Source organism: Streptomyces sp. NPDC048257, assembly GCF_043201855.1.
Classification (GTDB): domain Bacteria; phylum Actinomycetota; class Actinomycetes; order Streptomycetales; family Streptomycetaceae; genus Streptomyces.
Genome location: NZ_JBICZI010000004.1, coordinates 54,024 through 73,156, shown reverse-complemented (window position 1 = coordinate 73,156; position 19,133 = coordinate 54,024). Strand labels below are relative to the sequence as shown.

Here is a 19,133-nt window from a genome sequence, read left to right as displayed (position 1 = left end):
ATCGGACACACGTGGCAGGACCGTTGCCGGGGAGAAGGGCTTTCACGTGACCAGCCAGTTCGGCGCATTGCTCCGCGGTTTGCGGCACGAGGCGGGGATGACGCAGGAGCAGCTGGCCGAGCGCTCCCGGCTCGGGGTCCGCACCATCCACCGGCTGGAGACCGGAAAACCCACCGATGCCCGGATGGGAACGGTGAAGCAGGTCGCGCACGCGCTGGCCGACGCGCTGCGGCGCGACCGCGACGAGCTGTGGACGGACCTGCTGGCCGCCCACCGAGGCCACGGATCCGCCGCCGGGGCCTCCCAGGAGGACGTACGCGCCACGCCTGCGGCCGTGGCCGTTCCCGTTCCCGTCCCCGAGCCCGAGCCCGTGGCTGTTGTGCCCGAGCCCGAGCCCGACTCCGGTCCCGTGTCCGTGCCCGAACGGCCGGTGCGGCCCGGCAGGTTGCCGTCCTCCCGGAGCGTCCTGGCCGAGGTCGCCGCCTCACTCGCCCACGACGTCCACGGCCGATGCATCCGCGAGGAGGAGCAGCGCCGCATCCACGACCCCTTCCCGCTGCCCGTCCGGTGGCGGTCGGTGCCCGCGGACCTGCTGGACCATGCGGACAACATCAGCGCCGCCGCGCCCGGAGCCGCCCGCGGCCCCCTGTCCCTGGACGGCGGCCTCGCCGACATCGCCGACGTCTACCGGCGGGTCCGTTCCGGGCGGCTGGTGGTCCTCGGCCGGGCCGGCTCCGGCAAGACCGTCCTCGTCCTGCGCTTCGTCCTCGACCACCTGGGCACGCGCTCCGACGGCGAGCCGGTGCCCGTGGTCTTCAGCATGGGATCGTGGGACCCGACCGGAACCACCCTGCGCGACTGGCTGATCGCCCGCCTGCTGCGCGACCACCCGAACCTCGACGCACGCGCCCCCGGTGGCTCGACCCTCGCGGCCGCCCTGGTGGACGCCGGATGGATCCTGCCGGTGCTGGACGGGTTCGACGAGATGGCCACCGGCCTGCTCGGCGTCGCCCTGCGCGAACTCAACGCGAGCGCGCTGCCGCTCTTCCTGACCAGCCGCACCGAGCAGTTCGCCGAGGCCGTCCGGGTCGAGGTGCTGCGCAGGACCGCGGGCATCGAGCTGCTGGACCTGGACGCCGACGACCTGGTCCACTACCTGCCCCGCACCGCGCGCCCCACCGCACCGGCCGATCCGGACGGCCGGGCCGCCACCGGCTGGGACCCCGTCCTCGAGCGGCTGCGCACGGACCCGGACGGCGGGCCGGGCGCCCACCTGGCGACCGTACTGAGCACCCCGCTGATGGTCCTGCTCGCCCGGACCGCCTACAGCGACACCCCCGCCCAGGACCCGGCCGTGCTGCTGGACCCCGCCCGCTTCCCGACCCCGGAGGCCATCGAGGAGCACCTGCTGGCCGGTTTCGTGCCGAGCGTCTACCAGCCCCTCCCCCCGGCCGTCCCGGGTGCCCGCAGGCCCCGTAGCTGGGACCCGCAGAGCGCCCGGCGCTACCTGCGCCACCTCGCCGAACACCTGGACCGGCCCCAGCGGCACGAGGGCCAGGACCTGGCGTGGTGGCAGCTGCGCGACTCCCTGCCGCTGTCCTCGCGCATCGTGGCCGTCGTCCTCGCCTGCTCCCTGGTCACCGCGCTGGCCGACTGGCTGGTCTTCCCCGCCAAGAACATGGCCGCGGGCCGCGGCGCCGCCTTCGCGCTCGGCACCGGCCTGCTGGACGCGCTGCTGTTCGGCCCCGCGGTCGGCCTCGCCTTCGGGCTGGTCTACGGACTGATGGCCGTGCTCGGGATCCGGGCGTTCGAGCCGTCCCGCGTGCGAATGCGGCTGCCGGGCCGCCACCGGCGGTCCGCCGGACCGTCAGCCCGCCGGGTCGCCACCCTGGTACCGGCCGGCCTGCTGGGCGGTTTCGTGATGGGCCTCGGGTGCGGGCTCGCCTTCACCATCGGTGCGCAGTTGACGTACGGAGGGGTGCTGGTCAACGCGGCGGTGATCGAGGCGACGGCCGTCAACTGCCTGATGTACGGACTCACGTTCGCCCTGGCGGGAGGGCTCGTACTCGGGCTCGTGGCGACCCTGGAGACCCCCATCGACCTCGGTTCCGCCGCCACCCCGACCGACCTGCTGGCCATCAACCGCAGCATCGTGGTGCGCCAGGCCCTCTTCCTCGCGCCGATGCTCACCCTGGTGATCGCCTTCGGCGGCCGGCTCATGACCGAGCTGCTCCAGGGCGTCGTCGGCCCCCTGACCTGGCCGATGGCCGACGGGCTCGCGCTCGGCGCCGTGGGCGGGGTGGCCGGCGCGCTCTCCTACGCCCTGGCGTTCACCGCCTGGGGCCAATGGGCGCTCCTGACCCGGGTCTGGCTGCCGCTGACCGGCCGCCTGCCCTGGGCGACGGTCGCCTTCCTGGAGGACGCCTACCGGCGCGGCGTCCTGCGTCAGGTCGGCGCCGTCTACCAGTTCCGCCACGCCCGCCTCCAGCGCCACCTGCTGCGCGGACGGCCCACCCGCTAGGGGGTGGGCCGTCGATCCGGGCCGACGGGCAGGACACCCCCGAGGGCGTGTCCTGCCGGTCAGGCGACGGTCAGGACGATCTTGCCGGTGGTGCGGCCCTGCTCGCCGATCTCGTGGGCCTTCGCCGCCTCCTGCAGCGGCAGTACGGTGTCGACCAGCGGCTTCAGCAGGCCCTGCTCGACGAGAGCCGCGATCTCCCGCAGGCCGCCCAGGTCCGGCTCCACCAGGACCCAGGAGGCGTGCACGCCCTGCGGGTCGGCCGGGAGGGAGTCGGGGCCGGGCAGGGTCACCAGGTGGCCGCCGGCCTTGAGGACCTTCAGCGAGCGCTGCGTGTACTCCCCGCCGATGGCGTCGATCACGACGTCCACGTCGCTGACGGCGTCCTCGAAGTCCGTGGTGCGGTAGTCGATCACCTCGTCGGCCCCGAGCTCGCGCAGCAGCGCGTGCTTGCCCGCGCTCGCGGTGCCGATCACGTACGCGCCGCGGGCCTTGGCGATCTGCACCGCCAGGTGGCCCACCCCGCCGGCCGCCGCGTGCACCAGCACCCGCTGCCCGGCGCCCACCCCGGCCGTGTCCACCAGGGCCTGCCAGGCGGTCAGCGCGGCCAGCGGCAGAGCCGCCGCCTGTACGTGGTCCAGCGCGGCCGGCTTGGGGGCGAAGTGCCGGGCGGGGGCGGTCACGTACTCGGCGTAGGCGCCGGCCTGCTGCGGGAAGCGGGGCATCCCGTACACCTCGTCGCCCGCGCGGTACAGGGTCACGCCGGGCCCGACCGCCTCGACGGTTCCGGAGACGTCCCAGCCGACGATCGGGAACTCGCCCCAGGCGATGAGGGCGCCGCTGGCCCGTGTCTTCCAGTCGACGGGGTTCACCCCGGCCGCGTGGACCCGGACGAGGATCTCGCCCAGGCCCGGCTCCACCCGGTCCACCTCGCGCTCGACCAGGGTCTCGGGGCCGCCCCATCCGTTCACGATCATCGCGCGCATGCCTGTCCGCCTCATTTCGTTCGATTACGTCCGATACCGGGTTCTCCCCGGCGACACGTCCCACATTCGGGCATCGTCGGGACTCGCGGTGTTGGCCGAATGGCCACTATGTGACAGAATCTGGCCATGGACAGCGCAAGGAAGAGGCCGGCGGACGGAGAGGGCACCCGGCAAGGCGGCAGGTTGCACCGGATCGCGGTGCTCGCCCTGCCCGGGGTTCCGCCCTTCGAGCTGGGGATCCCCTCGCGGGTCTTCGGCAGCGCCGTGGACGAGGCCGGCGAGGCCCTGTACGAGGTCGTCGTCTGCACGGCCGACGGCCGCCCCGTGCTCAGCGACGCCGGGTTCACCATCCAGCCCGCCGCCGGGCCCGAAGCGCTCGCCGCCGCCGACACCGTCATCCTCCCGCCCACGCACGCCATGCCCGAGCTGGCCCGCGGTGGCCCGCTGCCGCCCGAGGTTGCCGCGGCCATCGCCGGCATCCGCCCCGGCGCCCGCCTGGTCTCGATCTGCACCGGCTCCTACGTGCTCGCCGCCGCCGGGCTGCTCGACGGCCGCCCCGCGACCACGCACTGGAACCTGGCCCCCGAGTTCCGCAGGGCCTACCCCCGCGTCCTCGTCGACGAGGACGTCCTGTTCGTCGACGACGGCGACGTCCTGACCTCCGCCGGGGTCGCCGCCGGCGTCGACCTGTGCCTGCACCTCATCCGCCGCGATCACGGCGCGGCCGTCACCAACCGGGCCGCCCGGATGTGTGTCGTTCCGCCCTGGCGCGACGGCGGGCAGGCCCAGTACATCGACCGGCCCGTCCCCGAGCCGACCGTCGCCACCACCACCGCCACCCGCGCCTGGGCCCTGGAGCGCCTCGCCGAGCCGGTCGCCCTCGCCGAACTGGCCGCGCACGCCCGGATGAGCCTGCGCACCTTCACCCGGCGGTTCCGCGACGAGGTCGGCATGACGCCGGTGCAGTGGCTCACCGCCCAGCGGCTCGAACTGGCCCGCCACCTGCTGGAGTCCAGCGACCTGCCGGTCGACCTGGTCGCCCACCGCTCCGGCTTCGGTTCGGCCAACTCCCTGCGTCAGCACATGCGTTCCGCGCTCGGCGTCTCACCGATCGCCTACCGGCGGACCTTCCAGCCCGCATCCGCATGACCTGTGGGGTAATCGCCGCCGCGGCCGCGCGCTGACAGGATCGGATCACCGGCCCGGACCGACGGGCCGATCCACAGGGGAGCAGACCATGACCGCGTACGCCATCGCCCACCTCCGCCCCGAGACCATGAACGAGGACGTCCTCGATTACATCGAGCGGATCCAGTCGACCATGGACCCCTTCGGAGGCCGCTTCCTCGTCCACGGCAAGGAGGTCGAGGTCCTGGAGGGCCCCTTCCCCGGCACCGTCGTCGTGATCGGCTTCCCGGACATCGAGAACGCCCGCGCCTGGTACGCCTCCGACGCCTACCAGGCCATCCTGCCGCTGCGCACCGGCCACATCGCGGGCGAGGCGGTCCTGGTCGAGGGTGTCCCGGCCGACTACGACGCCTCGAAGACCGCCGCCCGCCTGCGCGAAGCCGCGGGGCTCCGATGAACCCCGCCGTCTACGTCCTCGGCGGACCGGACGGGTACGGCGGCATCGAGGACGACTGGGGGGCCATCGGCCTGGACCTCGACCTGCTGGCCGGCCCGGACGTCGTGCTGATGCTGATGCGCCGCACCTGTGCGGACGGGCGGCCCCCTTCCTGGTTCGCGGACGAGGACGTCCAGGCGGGCGTCCTGGTGGACCCGGACGCCAAGGTCCTGCTGCTGTTCCTGCTGGAGGGGCCGTCCGTCGCGATGCGCACCCGCCGGGCGGTGTTCGCCCTCCTGCGGGCCGCCTGGCCCGGCTGGGAGGTGCGCTGGTCCTACGGGGGCCAGACCGGCCTGCGGGCCCACGTCGGCCTCGACCCGGCGGACGACGCCGGCCGCGACAGGCCGGTGTGGCCCGATGACGTGTTCGAGGCGAGTGCTCCGGCCCTGGCACACCCGGACCCGGACGTCACCGTCGTCACCGTGGACGGCCCGGACCGCTGCCACCTGATGGGCTTCGGCCTGGAACACCCGGTGATGCAGGGCCCCGCCCTCCTCGACCGGCTGGAGGCAGTCACCGACCACGGCGCCCACCACGAGCTCGCCGAGTCCGGCCTCCACATCGACCAGGTGCGGCGCCGGGTCGGCTGGTGGCACACCGGTTACCAGATCCACCCCGACACCGTGGCCGCCCGCTGGCCGGGCTGGACCGTGGAGTTCTGGGAGGACCGCTGGGCCGAGCACCGCGCGGCCTCGGGCGGCCGCTTCGATCCCACCGAACCGGACGACACCGCCGCCCTGACCGCCGTACGGGACGCGGCGCTGGAGCACTGGTCGGTGATCCCGGGCCACGAGCACGCGGGGCTCCTGTGCCTGGTGGGCCTCGGCCTGCGGGGCCTCACCACCCGGCAGGCCGCAGCCGCCAGGGCCGCGATCCAGGATGCGTACCGCGGGACCGCCGGAGCCTGACGGGGTGCGAGCATGGGCGGTATGGCTACTCACTTGATCACCGGTGCCGGATCCGGCATCGGCGCCGCCGTCGCGGCCCGGCTGCACGCCCGCGGCGACGACCTCGTCCTCCTCGCCCGGGACGCCGGCCGCGCCCGCCAGCTCGTCGACCGCTACCCGGGCGCCACGTCCCTCGTCGGCGACCTCGCCGATCCCGACCGGCTCTCGTGGGCGTTCTCCAAGCAGGCCATGCCCGAGCGCATCGACTCCCTGCTGCACATCGCCGGGATCGTGGACCTCGGACCGGTGGGTGAGCTCCGGCCCAAGACCTGGCACCAGCAGCTCAACGTCAACCTGATCGCGCCCGCCGAGGTCACCCGGCTGCTCCTGCCCACCCTGCGCGCCTCCAAGGCCACCGTCGTCTTCGTGAACTCCGGCGCCGGCCTGTCCGCCCACGCCGACTGGAGCGCGTACGCCGCCTCCAAGCACGGGCTCAAGGCCCTCGCCGACTCGCTGCGCGCCGAGGAGAAGCCCCACGGCATCCGCGTCACCTCCGTCTATCCGGGCCGCACCGCCAGCCCCATGCAGGCCAAGGTGCACTCCCAGGAGGGCAAGGAGTACGACCCGGCCGCCTGGATCGACCCCGAGTCCGTCGCGACCACGATCGTCATGGCCGTCGACCTGCCCCGCGACGCCGAGGTCAACGACCTCAGCGTCCGGCCGGGCCGATGAGCGCGGGCGCCACCGGCGTCGGGTCGCTGCCCGGCGGCGACGCCCGCGAGGCCGCGAAGACCGTCACCGGGTCCTTCGAGGAGTTCCCCTACCTCGCCGAGCTGCCCGCCCGGGGGCCCGGCGCGGACATGATCGGCCGTTCCCTCGGACTGCTCGTCGACATGTACGCCCACGTCGAGCCCAGCGGCTGGCGGATCAGCGACCGCCCGGGACGGGACTCGAAGCGGGCTCGGTCCTGGCTCGGCGAGGACCTCGACGCGCTGGAGGAGTTCACCCAGGGGTACACGGGCAAGCTCAAGGTCCAGGCCGTCGGTCCGTGGACGCTGGCCGCCGCCCTGGAGCTGCACGGCGGCGAGGCCGTGCTCAAGGACGCCGGAGCCTGCCGGGACCTGGCCGGATCGCTGGCCGAGGGCCTGCGCGAGCACCTGGCCGATGTACGCAAGCGGATCCCCGGCGCCGACGTCGTGCTCCAGCTCGACGAGCCGTCCCTGACGGCCGTGCTGCTCGGCCGGGTCCGCTCGGCGAGCGGCTACCGCACCTACCGCGCCGTCGACCGGCAGGTGGTCGAGGGCACGCTGCGCGAGGTGTTCGCCGTCCACGACGGGGACGTCGTCGTGCACTCCTGCGCGCCCGAGGTGCCCTTCGCCCTGCTCCGCAGGGCCGGTGCCACGGGGGTCTCGTTCGATTTCTCGCTGCTCACCGAGCGCGAGGACGACACCATCGGAGAAGCGGTCGAGGGCGGCACGAAACTCTTCGCCGGAGTGGTGCCCGGCACGGACGCCCCGTTGTCGGACCCGGGCGGTAGCGTCATGGGTGTCAGGAAGCTTTGGCGCAGGCTGGGGCTGGCCCCGGGGACTCTGGCGGAGTCCGTCGTGGTCACCCCGTCGTGCGGTCTCGCGGGCGCTTCACCCGCATACGCCCGCGCGGTGCAGGCGCATTGCGTCAGGGCGGCGAGGTCGCTCGCCGACAACCCTGAGTGACGGTCGAAGACGGGCCACGGGAGGACACGGCATGGCAGCCGAACAGCAGGACACGGCAGTACCGGCGGCGGTGCGTGAGCAGCACGCGCTGCTGGCCGAGCAGGTCGAGGAGCACCGCTTCCGGTACTACGTGAACGACCAGCCGGTCGTCAGCGACGCCGAGTTCGACCAGCTGCTGCGCTCGCTGGAGGCACTGGAGGAGCAGTACCCGGAGCTGCGCACGCCCGACTCGCCCACCCAGAAGGTGGCCGGGGCGTACGAGACGGACTTCGCCTCCGTCGTGCACCGGGAGCGGATGCTCTCCCTCGACAACGCCTTCGACGACGAGGAACTGGCGGCCTGGGCCGAGCGGGTGGCCCGGGACGTGAACACCTCGGACTACCACTACCTGTGCGAGCTCAAGGTGGACGGCCTCGCCGTCAACCTCACCTACGAGAACGGCCGTCTCACCCGGGCGGCCACCCGCGGCGACGGCCGCGCCGGTGAGGACATCACGCCCAACGTCCGCACCATCACCGAGATCCCGGACCGGCTGAAGGGCGACCGGATCCCGGCCCTGGTCGAGATCCGCGGTGAGGTCTACTTCCCGATGGAGAAGTTCCAGGAGCTCAACGCGCGCCTGGTCGAGGCGGAGGGCAAGCCCTTCGCCAACCCGCGCAACGCGGCGGCCGGTTCGCTGCGGCAGAAGGACCCCAAGGTCACCGCCAGCCGCCCGCTGCACATGGTCGTGCACGGCATCGGCGCCCGCGAGGGCTTCGAGATCGAGCGCCAGTCGCAGGCGTACGAGCTGCTGCACGAGTGGGGTCTGCCGACCGCGCAGCACAACAAGGTGGTCGCCACGCTCGCCGAGGTCCGGGACTTCATCGCGGACTTCGGCGTGAACCGGCACTCGGTGGAGCACGAGATCGACGGCGTGGTCGTCAAGCTCGACGAGATCGCCCTCCAGGGCCGGCTGGGCTCCACGGCGCGCGCCCCGCGCTGGGCGATCGCCTGGAAGTACGCGCCCGAAGAGGTCAACACCAAGCTGATCGACATCAAGGTCGGCGTCGGCCGCACCGGACGCGTGACGCCGTACGCGCAGGTGGAACCGGTGAAGGTGGCGGGCTCCGAGGTCGAGTTCGCGACCCTGCACAACCAGGAGGTCGTCAAGGCCAAGGGCGTCCTCATCGGGGACACCGTGGTCCTGCGCAAGGCGGGTGACGTCATTCCCGAGATCCTCGGCCCGGTGGTGGACCTGCGCGACGGCAGCGAGCGGGAGTTCGTGATGCCGGCGATCTGCCCCGCGTGCGGGACGGAGCTGCGGCCGATGAAGGAGGGGGACATCGACGTCCGGTGTCCCAACGCCCAGACCTGCCCGGCCCAGTTGCGCGAGCGGATCGCCTACCTGGCCGGCCGGCAGTCCCTGGACATCGAGAACTTCGGCATGGTGGCGGCGGCCGCGCTGACCGGCCCGCTGGAGCCGGCCGAGCCTCCGCTGCTGGACGAGGGCGACCTCTTCGACCTGACCATCGAGCAGCTGCTGCCCATCAAGGCGTACGTCCTGGACCCGGACAGCGGGCTGCCCAAGCGGGACCCGAAGACGGGCGAGGAGAAGATCGTCACGGTCTTCGCCAACCAGAAGGGCGAGCCGAAGAAGAACGCCCTGTCCATGCTGGAGCACATCGCCGCAGCCAAGGACCGTCCGCTCGCCCGCATCATCAACGGCCTGTCGATCCGTCATGTGGGACCGGTCGCGGCCGAGGCCCTCGCCCGCGAGTTCCGTTCGATCGAGCGCATCGAGCAGGCCACCGAGGAGGAGCTGACCGCCACCGAGGGGGTCGGTGCGATCATCGCCGCCTCCCTCAAGGAGTGGTTCGCCGTCGAGTGGCACCAGGAGATCCTGCGCAAGTGGCGGGAGGCCGGGGTCCGGATGGAGGAGGAAGGTTCCGCCGAGGAGGAGGGGCCGCGGCCGCTGGAGGGGCTGACCGTCGTCGTCACCGGCACTTTGCAGAGCCACACGCGGGACGGCGCGAAGGAGGCCCTGCAGAGCCGCGGCGCCAAGGTCACCGGATCCGTGTCGAAGAAGACCTCCTTCGTCGTGGTCGGCGACAACCCCGGCTCGAAGTACGACAAGGCCGTGCAGTTGAAGCTCGCCGTCCTCGACGACGCCGGATTCGCCGTGCTGCTGGAGCAGGGGCCCGAAGCGGCACGCGAGGCCGCGCTCCCGGTGGACGGCGGAGCCGAAGGGGAGTAATACCGAAGAGGGAATCGCCGAAGGGGAGTAGCGAAGGCGAACGGAAGCGTGGCGTGCGGCCGTACGGGCGGGCGTACGCCAGGCGCGGTGGACGGTGGTAAAAGGCCGGTACAAGGCTGGTCGCAGGGCGGTGAGCTGTCGGATCATCGGATGGGTGACAAGGGGGTCCTGGTCCAAACTCACCCGTTCGGCGGATACCGTACTGATGAGGATGGCTGGGTCGCATTCGGGCAACCACTGCCGACCGCTGCCCCTGGGAGCCTCGCGCGTCCTACTGTTGAGGGGTGCGCCTGTCGTGCACGGCTGCAGGATGCGATTTCGGCCGTGGTGGCATGACATCGGGGCCATCGCGTGACATCGGCATCGCCGGCTGTGAGAGGTACGGGCATGAAACCCACCGAAAGCGCCGACCCGTCACCTGAATTCGGCGGGGAACTCCCGTCCATGCGGGCGGGCAGGGCGGGCAGACTCGGTGTCCTGGGTCCCAGGACACCGGAGACCCGGCCGATCGACACCGGTGCGGGCGGACAGGAGCGGCGCGGTGCGCTGCCCTTCCTCGTGGTGGGCCTCGCCGTCGCGGTGCTCACCATCGGCATCGTCTCCACGCTGAGCGATCGTCATGCGCTGTTCCCCGGCGGGCCGGTCGGCTGGGCCCTGGCCCTCCTCACCGGGATCATCGTCGGCCACCTGGTCGCCCTCGGCCGCGACCGCTGGTGGGGCGGCACCGGATCGGGCGCAGCCCTCACCCTCGGGGTGCTCGTCCTGTACGGGTGGGTCCCCGCCGGACTCGTCTCGCTGGCGGTGGTCTCGCTGGTCGGGGCCGCGCGCCGGCACCGCTGGCGGCAGGGCCTGCTGCACGGCTCCGTGGACATCCTCGGCATCGGCGCCGGGGCCCTCGTCCTCGCCGCCTTCGGCGAGGTGCCCTCCGTCGAGACCCCCTGGCTGCCCGCCTTCTGGGGGCTGGAGGCCGTTCCCGAGATCGTCCTCGTCGCCGTCGCCTACCTCCTCGCCACCCGCTTCCTGCTCTGGATCGCGCTGGCCCCGCGCGGCGGCGGGCTGCCCACCGTCGCCCGGACCGCCCTGCTCCGGCAGGCATTAGTAGCCGTGGCGCTGCTCGGCATCGCCCCCCTGATCTGCGTCGTCGCCGTGGCGCAGCCGGTCCTGCTGCCGCTGTTCGCCGTACCGCTGATCGCGCTGGACTCCACCCTGTGGATCGCCCGGGCGCGCGCCGAGGAACAGCTGAGGGACCCGCTGACCGGGCTGCCCAACCGGCAGTGGCTGCTGGAGCGGGCCTGGTCCGCCCTGGACGAGGCCGAACGGTCGGGCACCCGGGCGGCCCTGGTGCTGATCGACCTGGACCGCTTCCGGGCGGTCAACGACACCCTGGGGCACCTCGCGGGCGACCGGCTGCTCCTTCAGATCGCCGAAAGGCTGCGCCAGGCCCTGCCCGAGGACGCCGAGGCGGCCCGGCTCGGCGGCGACGAGTTCGCCGTCCTGCTCCCCTTCGCCGACTCCACCACCAGCGCCCAGCGCATCGCCCGCCACCTGGTCGCGGAGCTCAGCTCCCCCCTCGACCTGGACGGCCTGACCCTCGTCCTGGAGGCCAGCGCGGGCCTCGCCGTCTTCCCCGACCACGCGCTCGACGCCGAGGGACTGCTGCGGCGCGCGGACGTGGCGATGTACCAGGCGAAGCGCGACCGTACGGGCGTGGAGGTGTACGAGTCCAAGCGGGACAGCAACACCCCCGACCGCCTCGGTCTCCTCGGCGACCTCCGCAGGGCCCTGGACGCCGGCGAAGTGGAACTGCACTACCAGCCGAAGGTCCGCTTCGACGGCCAGGTGGCCGGGCTCGAAGCGCTGGTGCGCTGGGTCCACCCGGAACGCGGGCGGGTGTCCCCGGACGAGTTCATCGCGATCGCCGAGACCTCCGGGCTGATGCCCCACCTGACCGAGTACGTCCTGGAGACCGCCCTCGCCCAGGTGGCACGGTGGCGGGCCCAGGGCCTCAAGGTCCCGGTGGCCGTCAACGTCTCCCCCCGCGACGTCCACACCCCGGGCTTCGCGGGCGCGGTCGCCGCGCGGCTGGCCCGCCACGGGGTCCCGGCGAGCGGGCTGCAGCTGGAGATAACGGAACACGTCCTGCTGGAGGACCCCCAGCGGGCGGCGGACACCATGGCCGGTCTCACCGGCCACGGCGTGAAGATGTCCCTGGACGACTTCGGCACCGGCTACTCCTCTCTCGTCCACCTGCGCCGCCTGCCGGTCAGCGAGCTGAAGATCGACCGGTCGTTCGTCGGCCGGCTGGCGGTCGACGCGCAGGACGCGGAGATCGTCCGCTGCACGGTGGACCTGGCGCACTCGCTGGGCCTGCTGGTCGTGGCGGAGGGCGTGGAGGACGACGAGACGTGGGAGCGGCTGCGGGACCTGGGCTGCGACGCCGTCCAGGGCTGGCTGGTCGCGGCCGCCATGCCACCGCAGGAGGCCACCGCGTGGCTGCTGGCCCGCGGCGAACGCGGCTGGCGCCGCCCGGCGGACATCATGGCCGAGCTCGCGGCCGCCGAGGCCGACGCGGTCTGACCCAGCGCCTCAAACGCCGGCGCGGCTGTATTCCAGCCCCGCCGGCGATTCAGGCGCGGGCCCGGGCGGCGCCCGGGAGGCTCGGCGCGAGGCCCGGGCCAAACCGTTTCGCAGGCCGAGCGCCGCGCCCCATAGGATTGGGTCCGAAACGAAACATCCACCCACCCCCAGAGGATCGCTGCATGCCTGGCATTACGCGCGAGGAGGTCGTCCACCTCGCTCGGCTGGCGCGCCTTGAGCTGTCCAGCAACGAGCTGGATCACTTCGCCGGACAGCTCGGCGACATCATCGGCGCGGTCGCCCGCGTTTCCGAGGTCGCCGACCAAGACGTCCCGCCGACCTCCCACCCGCTGCCGCTGACGAACGTCATGCGCGCGGACGAGGTCCGTCCGTCGCTCACCCCCGAGCAGGCGCTCTCCGGTGCTCCCGCCCAGGAGCAGCAGCGTTTCAAGGTGCCGCAGATCCTGGGGGAGGACTAACAACCATGGTCGACATCATCAAGCTCACGGCCGCCGAGACCGCCGAGAAGATCGCCTCCGGCGAGCTCACGGCCGTCGAGGTGACCGAGGCCCACCTGGCCCGCATCGACGCCACCGACGAGAAGGTCAACGCCTTCCTGCACGTGGACCGCGAGGGCGCGCTCGCCCAGGCCCGCGCCGTCGACGCCAAGCGCGAGGCCGGCGAGAAGCTCGGCCCGCTGGCCGGCGTGCCCCTGGCCCTCAAGGACATCTTCACCACCGTCGGGATCCCGACGACCGTCGGTTCGAAGATCCTCGAAGGCTGGATCCCGCCGTACGACGCCACCCTGACGCGCAAGCTGAAGGAAGCCGACGTCGTCATCCTCGGCAAGACCAACATGGACGAGTTCGCCATGGGGTCCTCCACCGAGAACAGCGCCTACGGCCCCACCGGCAACCCCTGGGACCTCACCCGGATCCCCGGCGGCTCGGGCGGCGGCTCCGCGGCGGCCCTCGCCGCCTTCCAGGCCCCGCTCGCCATCGGCACGGACACCGGCGGCTCCATCCGCCAGCCCGCCGCCGTCACCGGCACGGTCGGCGTGAAGCCCACGTACGGCGGTGTCTCCCGCTACGGCATGGTCGCCTTCTCCTCCTCCCTCGACCAGGGCGGACCCTGCGCCCGTACGGTCCTGGACGCAGCCCTCCTGCACGAGGTGATCGCCGGGCACGACCCGCTCGACTCCACCTCCATCGACGCCCCGGTCCCGCCGGTCGTCGAGGCGGCCCGCAACGGCTCGGTCGCGGGCATGCGCGTCGGTGTGGTCAAGCAGTTCGCCGGTGAGGGCTACCAGGCCGGTGTCGTCCAGCGCTTCAACGAGTCGGTGGAGCTCCTCAAGGAGCTCGGCGCCGAGATCGTCGAGCTGGACTGCCCGTCCTTCGACCTCGCGATGGCCGCGTACTACCTGATCGCGCCGTCCGAGTGCTCCTCGAACCTGGCCCGCTTCGACGCCATGCGCTATGGCCTGCGCGTCGGAGACGACGGCACCAAGTCCGCCGAGGACGTCACCGCCCTGACCCGCGAAGCCGGCTTCGGCGACGAGGTCAAGCGCCGCATCATCCTCGGTACGTACGCGCTCAGCTCCGGCTACTACGACGCGTACTACGGCTCGGCCCAGAAGGTCCGCACGCTCATCACCAAGGACTTCGAGAAGTCCTTCGAGCAGGTCGACGTCATCGTCTCCCCGACGACCCCGACCACCGCCTTCCCCATCGGCGAGCGCACCGACGACCCCCTCGCCATGTACCTCGCGGACCTGTGCACCATCCCGACCAACCTGGCCGGCAACTCCGCCATGTCGCTCCCCTGCGGCCTGGCACCGGAGGACGGTCTCCCGGTCGGGCTCCAGATCATCGCCCCGGCGATGAAGGACGACCGGCTGTACAAGGTCGGTGCCGCCGTCGAGGCGGCCTTCGTCGCACGCTGGGGTCACCCGCTGCTTGAGGAGGCACCGTCCCTGTGAGCACCAGTGCACTGTCCAAGGCCAAGGGCTTCAAGAAGTCCAAGACCGGCACCTACCTGTCGATCGGCACCACCGCCTTCGGCGCGATCAGCGTGATCAAGCAGGTCAAGAAGGCCCGCAGCGAGAACGACGTGCTGAAGCTGGTCGACGCCGCCGTGTCCGCCGCCGCCATCGTCACCGGCCTCGCGATCCTGTACCGCGAGCTGAAGCGCCTGGGCGACGACGACGTCCTGCTGGGCTGAGAGGGAAAGTTTCACCGTGACCACCTTCACCGAACTGCTGTCGTACGAGGACGCTCTCGCCTCGTTCGACCCCGTCATGGGCCTCGAGGTCCATGTCGAGCTCGGCACCAAGACCAAGATGTTCTGCGGCTGCTCCACCGAGCTGGGCGCCGAGCCCAACTCGCAGACCTGCCCCACCTGCCTCGGTCTCCCCGGCTCCCTGCCCGTCGTCAACGCGATCGGCGTCGAGTCGGCCATCAAGATCGGTCTCGCGCTGAACTGCGAGATCGCCGAGTGGTGCCGCTTCGCCCGGAAGAACTACTTCTATCCGGACATGCCGAAGAACTTCCAGACCTCCCAGTACGACGAGCCCATCGCCTTCAACGGCTTCCTGGACGTCCAGCTGGAGGACGGCGAGATCTTCCGTGTGGAGATCGAGCGCGCCCACATGGAGGAGGACACCGGCAAGTCGCTGCACGTCGGCGGCGCCACCGGCCGTATCCACGGCGCGTCCCACTCCCTGCTGGACTACAACCGCGCCGGCATCCCGCTCATCGAGATCGTCACCAAGCCCATCGAGGGCGCGGGCGAGCGGGCCCCCGAGGTCGCCAAGGCGTACGTCGCCGAGCTGCGCGAGGTCATCAAGGCACTCGGCGTCTCCGAGGCCCGCATGGACAAGGGCCAGATGCGCTGCGACGTGAACCTGTCGCTGCGCCCGACCCCCGAGTCCGCGTTCGGCACCCGCTCGGAGACCAAGAACGTCAACTCCCTGCGGTCCGTCGAGCGCGCGGCCCGCTACGAGATCCAGCGCCACGCGGCGGTGCTCTCGTCGGGCGGCTCGATCGTGCAGGAGACCCGGCACTTCCACGAGGAGGACGGCTCCACCACGGCCGGCCGCATCAAGGACAACGCCGAGGACTACCGGTACTTCCCGGAGCCCGACCTGGTCCCCGTCGCCCCGGCCCGCGACTGGGTCGAGGAGCTGCGCGGCGGTCTGCCCGAGATGCCGCGCGTGCGCCGCAACCGGCTGCGCGAGGACTGGGGCGTCACCGAGCACGACATGCAGTCGATCCTCAACGCGGGCGCGGTGGACTCCATCGTCGCCACGATCGAGGCGGGTGCCGACTCGGCCGCCGCGCGCAAGTGGTGGATGGGCGAGCTGGCCCGTAACGCCAACGAGCAGGGTGTCGTCGTCGACGAGCTGCCGATCACCCCGGTGCAGGTGGCCCGGGTCGCGGCCCTGGTCGCCGACGGTTCGCTCAACGACAAGCTGGCCCGCAAGGTCCTCGAAGGCGTCCTCGCCGGCGAGGGCAGCCCGGACGAGGTCGTCGAGAAGCGCGGCCTGAAGGTCGTCTCGGACGAGGGCGCGCTCGGCGCGGCCGTGGACGAGGCCATCGCGGGCAACGCGGCCATCGCGGACAAGATCCGCGGCGGCAAGATCGCCGCGGTCGGCGCCCTGGTCGGAGCGGTCATGAAGACCACCCGCGGCCAGGCAGACGCGGCGCGCGTCAAGGAGCTCATCCTGGAGCGCCTGGGCGTCTCCGAGTAGTCCTCCACGGCACGTACGACGGCCCCGCACCGGAACCTCCCGGTGCGGGGCCGTTCGCGGTTCCGACTGGGTGCGGGTGATCGCGCGCGTCGGGCGCGGGGTCGGTGGGATCAGGGGTGGGCCGGTGGATATCGGTGCGATGGTCATCGCGCTGGCGGGTGTCGCGGGCACCCTGGGCGGCGCGCTGCTCACCCAGCGGGGCGCCGAGGGGCTGGAGCGGTTCGCCGTACTCGGGTACTCGCTCGGCGGGAACGTCGCCGTCCGGATCGCCACGCGCCATCCGGAGCGGGTCACCGCGCTCGTCCTCACCGCCACCTTCGCGCGGGGCGGGAACGGGCTGCAGCTGATCGGCGGCCTCTGGTCCGAGCTGGCCGCGCGGCGGGAGAACGAGCTCCTCGCGCGGCTGCTCGTACCGCTCGCGTTCAGCGAGGGGGCGCTGGAGTCGCTGACCCCCGAGCAGGTGGAGGCCGTCGTGCGGGACACCGCCGCCTCGGTCCCGCCCGGGAGCGGCGACCACGTCGACCTGATCAACGGGTCCGACCTGCGGGCCGAGGCCGCGCGGATCGACCTGCCGGCGCTCGTCATCGCGACGACCGGGGACCGGCTCGTGCCGCCGGCCCTCCAGCGGGAACTGGCGGACGCGCTGCCGGGCGCGCGGGTCGCGGAACTGCCCACCGGGCACCTTCCGTTCGCCGAGCGCCCGGCCGAATGGGCCGCCCTCGTCACCGGGTTCCTGGCGCGGCCCGCGGCCCGGTGAGCGGACCGCCCCCGCGTCAGCGCGCCAGCTGCGGGCCCGCGACGACCACCTTGCCGATGTCGCACCCCGCTTCCACCTTGATGCGCAGCCGCAGGGCGCCGCTGACCTCCACTCGCTTCGTGACGGGCTTGCCCAGCGCGACCAGTTCGGAGAACGCGGCGGGCTGGCCGTCGAGCGCGATGGTGACGCGGCCCTTCTCGTTGGTGGAGCCGTCGTCGATCCCGGCCGTGAAGTCCAGGTACTTCCACTCACGGTTGAGGTCGAACTCCGCGATCGCGTCGCCGCTGCACCCCAGGTCGGCGATGAACGCCGCGCCGTACTGCTTGGTGTTGATCTTCGCCGCTCCCACGGTGAACTCGCCCAGCCCGTCGACGGCGTTCATGACGGTCAGATCGGCGGTGTTGACGCCCGGAGCGACGCCCCCCGCAGGCTTGGACGCCGAGCCGGTGGGCTGGGTCAGGGGCGTGTCGTCACCGGTCCCGGACGGGCTGGGGGACGGGGAGGCGGACGGGGACGGCCCGCTGGAGCTCGCCGCCCCGGCGGGCTTGTCGCTCCCGGCTGCCCGGTCCGCCCCCTGGTCCTTGTCCTTCAGCAGCTGTACGCCGACCACCGCCAGGGCGGCGAGTACCAGTACCCCGGCCACCGAGCCCAGGACCAGGCCGGTCCGCCGCTTCTTCTTCGGGCGTACGGGCTCCGGCGCGGGGGCCGGGGCCGGGGCCGGGTTCAGGTTGTACGTCGGCCCGTACCCGGCGGGCACCGGTGCCGGCTCCGGCAGCGACTGCGGCTGCGGGACGGGGGTGACGGCGGTGGCGGGCTCCGGGACGGTGGCCGGTTCCGACTGCACGGGCTGCGCCGGCTGGACCGGCTGCGCGGTCGGGGTGTACGCGAGGGGCACCGCCACCGGAGCAGCCGCGGGCGGGGCCACGGGCGGCGGAGTGACGGGCTGCGGCGGGACCACCGGCGGCGGCGGGGCTGCCGGCCGGGGCGGGGCCTCCTGGCCGGCCCGCTGCGAGGTCGCGGTGGTCGTGGACACCACGGCGTGCCGGACGTCCTTCATCCAGCCGGCCAGGCTCACCGGCCGCTTCCCCGGATCGGCCGCGTAGATCGAGGTGATCCGCGCCCGCTGCTCGGCGTCCAGCACGGCGATCTGCGGCAGCGCGGTCAGCGCCTGCGCCAGCTGCTCCGGCGTGGCCGGCGGGGACTGCCCGCTCAGCAGGAAGTACGCGATCGCCCCGAAGGCGTACCGGTCCGTGCCCGGTGTCCGCTTGCCGTCGAAGACCTCGGGCGCCGCGTAGCCCGGGGTGAACCAGACCTCGGCCGTCTGGTGGTCGGCGGTCAGTTTGCTGAGCCCGAAGTCCACCAGCGTGGCCTGCCCGTAGGCGTCGACCATCACGTTGCCGGGGGAGAGGTCGCCGTGGATCACCTGGCGCCCGGACGGGGTGGCCTTCCCCGAGTGCAGCCAGTCCAGTACGTCCGCCAGCTGCTCCAGCGTGCGCATCACCTCACGCCGCTCGGCGGCGCTCGCCAGCGTCCGCTCGGCCCGCCAGTCCCGCAGGTCGAGCCCGTCGACGTGGTTCATGACGAGGACGAGCGCCCGCCCGGTCAGGGTCGAGGACTCCCCGGGCCGGTGGATCGGCGGCCCCTCGAAGTGCTCGCGCACGCCCACGACACCGGGCCGGTGGACGAACCGCAGCAGCTCGGCCTGCTCGTTCCACTTCTGGCTGATCCGGTCGAAGATGTCCGGCGTGATGGTCGTCTTGGAGTCGAGGACCTTGACGACCACGGGTTCGGATCCACCGGCGAGTTCGATTTCGGCAAGATAGAGCACGGCCTCTCCGCCGCGCCCGATCGAGCGGAGCAGACGGTACCGGTCGGCTGCCGAATCCGGACCGATGTGCAGGTTCTGACTGGTCAATGTCCCCCACCTCAAGGTGCTTTGAGAGGCCATCAGCTTCCAGGGGCGAGGTGTGCGAGGTCAATGGGAATCGGCAATCCCCATGAGGGTTCACCCCTTTCACTTACGGGTAACCCGGTGCCCGGACATGCCACCGGGCGCCCGGTCCGCAGAACCACCCCGTGGGCGGTGTCCGT

The 19,133-nt window shown here is 72.6% G+C and carries 15 protein-coding genes; 13 read left to right on the top strand and 2 right to left on the bottom strand.

What is annotated here, in order from left to right:
* Positions 1 to 46: 46 nt before the first annotated feature.
* Positions 47 to 2,521, top strand: coding sequence for a helix-turn-helix domain-containing protein (locus ACGFZK_RS10935; protein WP_393848559.1), 2,475 nt, complete (start codon positions 47 to 49; stop codon positions 2,519 to 2,521).
* A gap of 59 nt (positions 2,522 to 2,580) precedes the next feature.
* Here the strand turns inward: ACGFZK_RS10935 and ACGFZK_RS10930 are convergent, their stop codons facing one another.
* The gene (locus ACGFZK_RS10930) at positions 2,581 to 3,504 is read right to left on the bottom strand and encodes an NADP-dependent oxidoreductase (RefSeq protein ID WP_393848558.1); all 924 of its coding nucleotides are present in this window, start codon (positions 3,502 to 3,504) and stop codon (positions 2,581 to 2,583) included.
* Positions 3,505 to 3,630: 126 nt separating this feature from the next.
* Between ACGFZK_RS10930 and ACGFZK_RS10925 the strand changes: the two genes are divergently transcribed.
* The 12 genes from ACGFZK_RS10925 (at position 3,631) to ACGFZK_RS10870 (ending at position 17,042) form a co-directional block, all read left to right on the top strand.
* The gene (locus tag ACGFZK_RS10925) at positions 3,631 to 4,653 is read left to right on the top strand and encodes a GlxA family transcriptional regulator (protein WP_393848557.1); all 1,023 of its coding nucleotides are present in this window, start codon (positions 3,631 to 3,633) and stop codon (positions 4,651 to 4,653) included.
* Between the two features lie 88 nt (positions 4,654 to 4,741).
* Positions 4,742 to 5,089, top strand: coding sequence for a DUF1330 domain-containing protein (locus tag ACGFZK_RS10920; RefSeq protein ID WP_393848556.1), 348 nt, complete (start codon positions 4,742 to 4,744; stop codon positions 5,087 to 5,089).
* Positions 5,086 to 6,036, top strand: a complete 951-nt coding sequence (locus ACGFZK_RS10915) for a hypothetical protein (RefSeq protein WP_393848555.1) — start codon at positions 5,086 to 5,088, stop codon at positions 6,034 to 6,036. The genes ACGFZK_RS10920 and ACGFZK_RS10915 overlap by 4 nt, the downstream gene beginning before the upstream one ends.
* 21 nt (positions 6,037 to 6,057) lie before the next feature.
* Positions 6,058 to 6,747, top strand: coding sequence for an SDR family oxidoreductase (locus ACGFZK_RS10910; RefSeq protein WP_393848554.1), 690 nt, complete (start codon positions 6,058 to 6,060; stop codon positions 6,745 to 6,747).
* Positions 6,744 to 7,727: a methionine synthase gene (locus ACGFZK_RS10905; protein ID WP_393848553.1), complete on the top strand. Its 984-nt coding sequence runs from the start codon at positions 6,744 to 6,746 to the stop codon at positions 7,725 to 7,727. The genes ACGFZK_RS10910 and ACGFZK_RS10905 overlap by 4 nt, the downstream gene beginning before the upstream one ends.
* 31 nt (positions 7,728 to 7,758) lie before the next feature.
* Positions 7,759 to 9,960 (top strand): NAD-dependent DNA ligase LigA, encoded by a 2,202-nt coding sequence (gene ligA / locus ACGFZK_RS10900; RefSeq protein ID WP_393848552.1) that lies wholly within the window; start codon positions 7,759 to 7,761, stop codon positions 9,958 to 9,960.
* Positions 9,961 to 10,347: 387 nt separating this feature from the next.
* A complete protein-coding gene (locus tag ACGFZK_RS10895) occupies positions 10,348 to 12,537 on the top strand; it encodes a putative bifunctional diguanylate cyclase/phosphodiesterase (RefSeq protein ID WP_393848551.1) in 2,190 nt (729 codons plus the stop codon).
* A 182-nt stretch (positions 12,538 to 12,719) separates the two neighbouring features.
* Positions 12,720 to 13,016 carry an Asp-tRNA(Asn)/Glu-tRNA(Gln) amidotransferase subunit GatC gene (gene gatC / locus ACGFZK_RS10890; RefSeq protein ID WP_030010586.1) on the top strand — a complete coding sequence of 99 codons (297 nt, stop codon included), beginning with the start codon at positions 12,720 to 12,722 and terminating at the stop codon, positions 13,014 to 13,016.
* Positions 13,017 to 13,021: 5 nt separating this feature from the next.
* The gene (gatA, locus tag ACGFZK_RS10885) at positions 13,022 to 14,515 is read left to right on the top strand and encodes an Asp-tRNA(Asn)/Glu-tRNA(Gln) amidotransferase subunit GatA (RefSeq protein WP_388268343.1); all 1,494 of its coding nucleotides are present in this window, start codon (positions 13,022 to 13,024) and stop codon (positions 14,513 to 14,515) included.
* Positions 14,512 to 14,757: a hypothetical protein gene (locus tag ACGFZK_RS10880; RefSeq protein ID WP_030769206.1), complete on the top strand. Its 246-nt coding sequence runs from the start codon at positions 14,512 to 14,514 to the stop codon at positions 14,755 to 14,757. Before gatA ends, ACGFZK_RS10880 begins: the two co-directional genes overlap by 4 nt.
* A gap of 16 nt (positions 14,758 to 14,773) precedes the next feature.
* Positions 14,774 to 16,285 carry an Asp-tRNA(Asn)/Glu-tRNA(Gln) amidotransferase subunit GatB gene (gene gatB / locus ACGFZK_RS10875; protein ID WP_393848550.1) on the top strand — a complete coding sequence of 504 codons (1,512 nt, stop codon included), beginning with the start codon at positions 14,774 to 14,776 and terminating at the stop codon, positions 16,283 to 16,285.
* A gap of 70 nt (positions 16,286 to 16,355) precedes the next feature.
* A complete protein-coding gene (locus ACGFZK_RS10870) occupies positions 16,356 to 17,042 on the top strand; it encodes an alpha/beta fold hydrolase (RefSeq protein ID WP_393848549.1) in 687 nt (228 codons plus the stop codon).
* 16 nt (positions 17,043 to 17,058) lie between these two features.
* On the opposite strand, the gene ACGFZK_RS10865 is transcribed toward ACGFZK_RS10870, so the two are convergent.
* A complete protein-coding gene (locus ACGFZK_RS10865; RefSeq protein ID WP_393848548.1) occupies positions 17,059 to 18,957 on the bottom strand; it encodes a protein kinase in 1,899 nt (632 codons plus the stop codon).
* Positions 18,958 to 19,133 lie beyond the last annotated feature (176 nt).